This window comes from Acinetobacter terrestris (genome assembly GCF_004331155.1).
Classification (GTDB): domain Bacteria; phylum Pseudomonadota; class Gammaproteobacteria; order Pseudomonadales; family Moraxellaceae; genus Acinetobacter; species Acinetobacter terrestris.
On sequence record NZ_SJNZ01000026.1, the window covers coordinates 40,620 to 46,736 of the forward strand.

General features: G+C 42.5%; 6 protein-coding genes. 5 read left to right on the plus strand and 1 reads right to left on the minus strand.

Features of this window, described 5'->3' with window-relative positions; genetic code table 11:
- Window positions 1–21 precede the first annotated feature (21 nt).
- Window positions 22–348, minus strand: a complete 327-nt coding sequence (gene trxA, locus E0H81_RS13210; RefSeq protein ID WP_086175779.1) for a thioredoxin — start codon at window positions 346–348, stop codon at window positions 22–24.
- Window positions 349–607: 259 nt separating this feature from the next.
- Here trxA and ppx point away from each other — a divergent pair, with 259 nt between their 5' ends.
- From ppx to E0H81_RS13235, 5 genes are read left to right on the plus strand one after another with little or no spacing between them, the layout of a single operon-like run.
- Entirely contained in the window at window positions 608–2,128 is a 1,521-nt protein-coding gene (ppx, locus tag E0H81_RS13215) for an exopolyphosphatase (protein ID WP_131319524.1), read from the plus strand.
- A 50-nt stretch (window positions 2,129–2,178) separates the two neighbouring features.
- Window positions 2,179–3,003 carry an acetyl-CoA carboxylase carboxyltransferase subunit alpha gene (locus tag E0H81_RS13220; protein WP_131267058.1) on the plus strand — a complete coding sequence of 275 codons (825 nt, stop codon included), beginning with the start codon at window positions 2,179–2,181 and terminating at the stop codon, window positions 3,001–3,003.
- Complete coding sequence (gene tilS, locus E0H81_RS13225) at window positions 2,940–4,322, plus strand: tRNA lysidine(34) synthetase TilS (RefSeq protein ID WP_131319526.1); 1,383 nt, start codon at window positions 2,940–2,942, stop codon at window positions 4,320–4,322. Before E0H81_RS13220 ends, tilS begins: the two co-directional genes overlap by 64 nt.
- Window positions 4,319–5,149, plus strand: coding sequence for a pyrroline-5-carboxylate reductase (proC, locus tag E0H81_RS13230; RefSeq protein ID WP_131267056.1), 831 nt, complete (start codon window positions 4,319–4,321; stop codon window positions 5,147–5,149). The genes tilS and proC overlap by 4 nt, the downstream gene beginning before the upstream one ends.
- 27 nt (window positions 5,150–5,176) lie before the next feature.
- Window positions 5,177–5,746 carry a YggT family protein gene (locus tag E0H81_RS13235; protein WP_131267055.1) on the plus strand — a complete coding sequence of 190 codons (570 nt, stop codon included), beginning with the start codon at window positions 5,177–5,179 and terminating at the stop codon, window positions 5,744–5,746.
- Window positions 5,747–6,117: the final 371 nt, after the last annotated feature.

Consider the following 6,117-nt stretch of genomic DNA (forward strand, 5'->3'; position numbering starts at 1 on the left):
TTAAATTGAACTGTTTTTGAATCAGATGTTTTCTTCAATAAATGCAGTCAATTTAGATTTTGGTGCTGCGCCTACTTGCTGCGCAACAACTTCACCATTTTTGAACATCAATAGTGCAGGAATGTTGCGGATGTTGTAATTCACGGCAGTTGCTTCACAAGCAGTTACGTCAACTTTAACAACTTTAACTTTGCCTTCGAATTCTGTAGAAAGTACTTCTAATACAGGTGCAATCGCTTTACATGGTGCACACCAGCCTGCCCAGAAATCGACAAGTACAGGAACGTCAGATTGTAAAACGTCAGCTTCGAAGTTTGCATCAGTTGTGTTTACGATATTGCCAGACATGGATATGCTCCAAATAAGATTTTAAGATAGTTTTATATCTATAAGTATTACATAGCCTCGTTTAACTATGTAGGGGGATATGTAGATTTTCAGACATTATAATGAGTTTGTCTAATTGATGCTCACGATATTGATAATCGTGTCATGCAATTGTCAATCATTAAAAACATAAAAACTGCTTCATTTGTGTTTATAAATGGCTTTTAAATTGCATGTATGTGAATTACTCTAAGCATAATTCTTATAGGTTCATTGAATAATGTCAGATTTTTTGATTGATGAAGAGTTACTTGCTGCTATCGATATGGGGTCGAACAGTTTTCATCTTGCTATTGCGCGTGTAGACCATGGCGAAGTAAAGAAAGTTGCTTCAATGTCAGAAAAAGTACAATTGGCTGCAGGTCTGGATGAAAATAAAAATTTGACTGAAGCTGCACAGCAACGTGGTCTGGCCTGTTTGGCACGTTTTGTCGGGCGCTTAAGTTCAGTGCAAGCAAAGCGGATGCGAATTGTAGCCACCAATGCTTTACGTCAAGCCAAGAATGGTCATGAATTTATTCAAAAAGCCGCAGAAATTTTACCCAAACCGATTGAGATCATTGCCGGTCGTGAAGAAGCGCGTCTGATTTATTTGGGTGTCTCGCATACTATGGCCAATAGTGGCCGTCGTCTGGTGATTGACATTGGTGGTGGTTCTACAGAACTGATTATTGGTGAAGAATTCGAGCCAATTCATACCGAATCTTTACAAATGGGCTGCGTAGCCTTTACCAAAGCTTACTTTAGCGATGGTGAAATTAACCAGAAAAATTTTGATAAAGCGGTCGTTGCTGCACGTAAAGAACTTTCAGGCATTGCCAATACCTATAAAACAGCGGGTTGGGATACAGTTGTCGGTTCAAGCGGAACCATTAAAGCCTGCCGTCAAATTATCGTAAATATGGGCTGGAGCGATGCGCAAGAGAACTTGACACGCGAAGGTCTAGAAAAACTTAAAGAAAAATTACTTAAATTTAAGCATATCTCTGAAGTCGATTTTGATGGTTTAAAAGAAGATCGCCGAGCAGTTTTGCCAGCAGGGGTTGCCATTTTATATGCTGTGTTCGATGTACTTGAATTGAACAAGTTGGTGTATTCCGATGGCGCATTACGTGAAGGTGTGATGTATGACTTGCTGGGTCGTTTCCAGCATGAAGACATTCGCGACCGAAGTGTGCAAGCGTTGATGGGGCGTTATAACGCAGATCCCAAACAGGCTGAACGTGTGGTGAAAACTGCGCAGCATTTATTTGATGGTGTGGCTAAGACACTGAATTTAAATAGTGAAGACAGTGATTTATTACGTCGTGCGGCCTATTTGCATGAAATTGGCCTGGCGATTAGTCATGCCGGTTATCACCGTCATGGGGCCTATTTGTTGCAGCATTCAGATATTGCCGGCTTCTCGCAAATTGATCAAAACCACCTTTCACACTTGGTAGCACATCATCGTCGTAAGTTACGCAGTGACAGCCGGGTGGATGTGATGAAGGTGGGCGGTAGCAAATTAGTTTACCTAAGTCTATTGCTTCGTCTTGCCGTTTTGCTGAATCATAGTCGTAGCGATGAGATGCTTCCTGCCATTGAATTAAGTGTCGACAATGAGCAACAATGGCAACTAAGCGTTTCTGGCGATGCCAAACAATGGCCTTTGCTTGTAGCAGACTTGCACGATGAACAGGTGCAGTTCAAGCATTGGGATATTGAATTGAATATTCAGTCGGAACAATTTGTCTATTAACAAGTTATTGGTTAACAAGCTATTGTTAGTTTCGGGATAATGGTCGACCTATGAAAAATAAAGCTGCTCAATCTAAAGCATGGACAACGGTTCAAATTGCACGTCATCCAGAACGTCCGCAATTTTTGGATTATGTTGGTGAAATTTTCACTGAATTCGATGCTTTACATGGTGATCGGTTGTTTGGTGATGATGGTGCAATGATCGGTGGCTTGGCACGTTTTAATGGTCAGCCAGTCATGATTGTTGGACAACACCGTGGCCGTAGCACGCGTGAAAAATTGCAACACAACTTCGGGATGAGTAATCCTGAAGGCTATCGCAAATCACAGCGTTTACTGGACATGGCAGAACGATTTAATCTGCCAGTATTTACCTTTATTGATACCATGGGTGCATATCCGGGTGTGGGTGCAGAAGAACGCGGTCAGGCAGAAGCCATTGCAACCAGTCTGGCACAGCTTTCAAGCTTGAAAGTGCCTGTGATTGCAACAGTATTGGGTGAAGGCGGTTCAGGTGGTGCACTGGGTATTGGTGTGGCAGACCGTGTGGTGATGCTGTCTCACAGTATTTATTCTGTGATTTCTCCTGAAGGTTGTGCATCCATTTTGTGGAAAACTGCGGAAAAAGCTGAACAAGCCAGTGAAGCATTGGCACTCACTGCTGAAAAACTACAAAAAATGGGTATCGTGGAATATGTAGTGGATGAAGGTGAAGGCGCGCATTTGCAGCCTGAACAAGTCATGCAAGCTCTTAAAGATGTGTTACAACAGGCTTTAGAAGAATTGCAATCGATGGATGCGAATGAAAGATGCGAAGCACGTTACCAGCGTTTAATGAAGTTTGGCAGCGACAATTTAGGTCTGGCGTCTTAAAACAAATCCAGTGCTTTCCTATCGAGAGCACTTTTTTAATTGGATGTAGTGGCGGCATGGATTCCATGCTGTTGTTGCATCTGATGTCTTATTTATACCCTGAAAAAATCCGTGCCATCTACATCGATCACCAATTGCAAGAAAGTAGTGCAGATTGGGGACAGTTTGTGTCTGATCAATGTGCTGCGCTGAATGTACCTTGTATTGTTGAAAAGGTCGAAGTACAAGCAGGCAACCTGGAACAACAGGCACGTAGCGCACGTTATCAAGCCTATTCAAAACATTTAAAAGCCAATGAAATTTTAGTGCTGGCGCATCATCAGCAAGATCAGGCGGAAACTTTAATGTTGCGTTTGCTCTCCGGTGCCGGCGTGCAGGGTCTAGCTGCCATGAAGCAGGTCGATGTTCGCGCGCAATTCACGATCTGGCGACCGTTGCTCGATATCTCGCGTGAGCAGATTTGCCAATGGGCCGTCCAACTCAATGTGCAAAATATTGAAGATCCCACCAATTTAGATCGCCATTATGATCGTGCCTGGTGCCGTCATGAATTATGGTCAGTATTGCAAAATCGCTATCCTAAAATGCAACAGGCACTTAGCCGCACCAGTTATTTAATGCAAGATGCTGACGAAATTCTGCAAGAGGTATTACAACAAGATTTGGCACTTTGTGGATCGGCAACTGAACTGGATTTAAAAAAATTATCCCAATTATCCAGCGCACGTCAAAGACAACTGTTATCTGCGTGGATGAAAGGGCAGGAGATCTATCGTCCTAGTTTTGAGATGGTGGAACGCGTATTGCATGAAGTGATTGCCTCCAAATCCGATGCACAGGCCGCTTTGCACTGGAATCAATATTATTATGTGCGTTATCAACAAAAACTTTATCGATTAAGTTCAGCAGAATATCTGGCTGAAAAAAACCAAGCTCATATTTCAGCGCAAGTAATCTGTTTGGAATTAAACCAAAATATTAAAGTGCTTTGTGGACAGTATGTTACAGAAACTGCAAAAATTGGATTGTCAGCCTCGTTGTTAGGCAAAGAATTGAATCTGGTCATGCGCCAAGGCGGAGAAAAAATTCATTTGCATGGACGAGTGGGAACCTGGCCGTTAAAAAAAGCCATCCAGGAAGCACAAATTTTTCCTTGGCAGCGTTATACAATTCAAATATTAAGCATAGATAATGTTATGCTTGGTGTTTTTACACCGAAAGGGTTTTGGTTAGCTCAATCTGAATATTGTGAAGTCGGTGGTTGGCGACCAAATTTGATCTCTTCGTTAAAAAATTCTAAGTCGAGTATTGATTCATGAGTGCAGCTTTAAATTGTAATATTTGTTTTATTGGTGGCGGTAATATGGCTCAAGCCTTAATTGGCGGACTCATTTCGCGTGGTTTGCCACCGACACGTATTACAGTTTCTGATCCGGTTGAAAAAGTACGTCTTTTATTAGAAGAAAAAGATGTGCATGTCACCGATGATAATATTGCTGCCATTCGTGATGCCGATATCGTACTTTTTGCGGTGAAGCCACAAGTGTTGGCGAGCGTATTAAAACCACTTAAAGGTTTATTTGACGGCAAACTGGTGATGTCGATTGTGGCAGGGGCTGAAATTGCCACCATCGCAAATCTGCTGGACACCGATCGAATTGTTCGTGTCATGCCGAACACGCCTGCCTTGGTACAAACAGGGGCACATGGTTTGTATGCGACTGACGCAGTGGATAGCAAAGATCGTGAGCTTGCAAGCCAGGTTCTGGCAGCAACCGGTTTAACGATTTGGGTGAATACCGAAGCACAGATTGATGCAGTTACTGCAGTATCTGGTTCTGGTCCAGCATATTTCTTTTATATGATGGAAAGCATGATTCGTGCAGGAAAAAACTTGGGTCTGGATGAGAAAGTGGCGACAGCGTTAACTTTACAAACGGCTTTAGGGGCTGCGCAAATGGCGATCACCAGTGCAAATTCACCTGCAGAATTACGTAAAAACGTAACCTCTCCAAATGGCACAACTCAGGCTGCACTTGAAGTCTTTGACCGTGCACAAATCTCTCAAAATATTCAGGCCGCTTTGGCTGCAGCTCAAAAGCGCAGTCAGGAACTTGCTCAAGAGCTAAGTGAAAGTAGCAAATAACTCGTTTTTATTTAGGAAAGTTCCAGTATGGGTGCAAACTCTGCGCTAATTTTTGGCATTATCATTAACGTAGCGATTTTGCTCGTGTTCTTCCGTTTTCTCATGCAGTTGGCAGCGGTGAATGCTTATAATCCGGTGGTCATGTCTACGGTAAAAGCCACGAAAATCGTTGATGTCTTTGGTCGTATTTTTCCCACTGTAGGAAAAGGTCGTGTGAACCTGGCGGCTTTGGCGTTGGTGGTACTTTTATATTTACTCAAGATTTTTGGGGTGATGTATCTATCCGGTGCCATGCCGAATAGTCCTGTGCATTTGGTGATTTTGACTTTTGTCACCATGATTCAGGACTTGATTCGTTTCTGTCGTTACTTGATTTTTGCGACGATTATTTTAAGTTGGGTGGTGATGTTTACACAGTCTCGCTCACCTTATATTGAAGTGATTCAAGAGCTGGCAGAACCGTTATTGGCGCCATTCCGTCGTATTTTGCCAAATATGGGGATGATTGATTTATCTCCAATCATTGCATTCTTGACCTTGTATATTGCTGAAATCATCATGAATCAAGTGGCGATTGTGCTTTTGACAGGGCTTTAAAATTTGCTCAATAAAAAAGGACTCGATGGAGTCCTTTTTTATTGTCTGTTGAAATGCTCTATGGAAAATATTGATAGTTCCTCTCCCTGAGCAAACTTGAAAGCACTGCTTTCAAGTAAAGCGTAAGAGAGCTTAGGAGAGGAATATCTACTTTAAAAATAACCTCTCCCTAGCCCTCTCCTAAAAGGCATAGGTATCTACACAATTTCCGAGCTTTGCGTTAAATTGAAGAGCATGCTCTTCAATTTAACATCTCTGGCCTGGATCAGCGTCTTGTCAAACGCTATAACAGCCTTGTAAAACTCAATATGACTCCTCTTGCTTCACTTGCTCCCGCAATCAAAGACCTGGCCTCTACCCAAAAGTCGAGT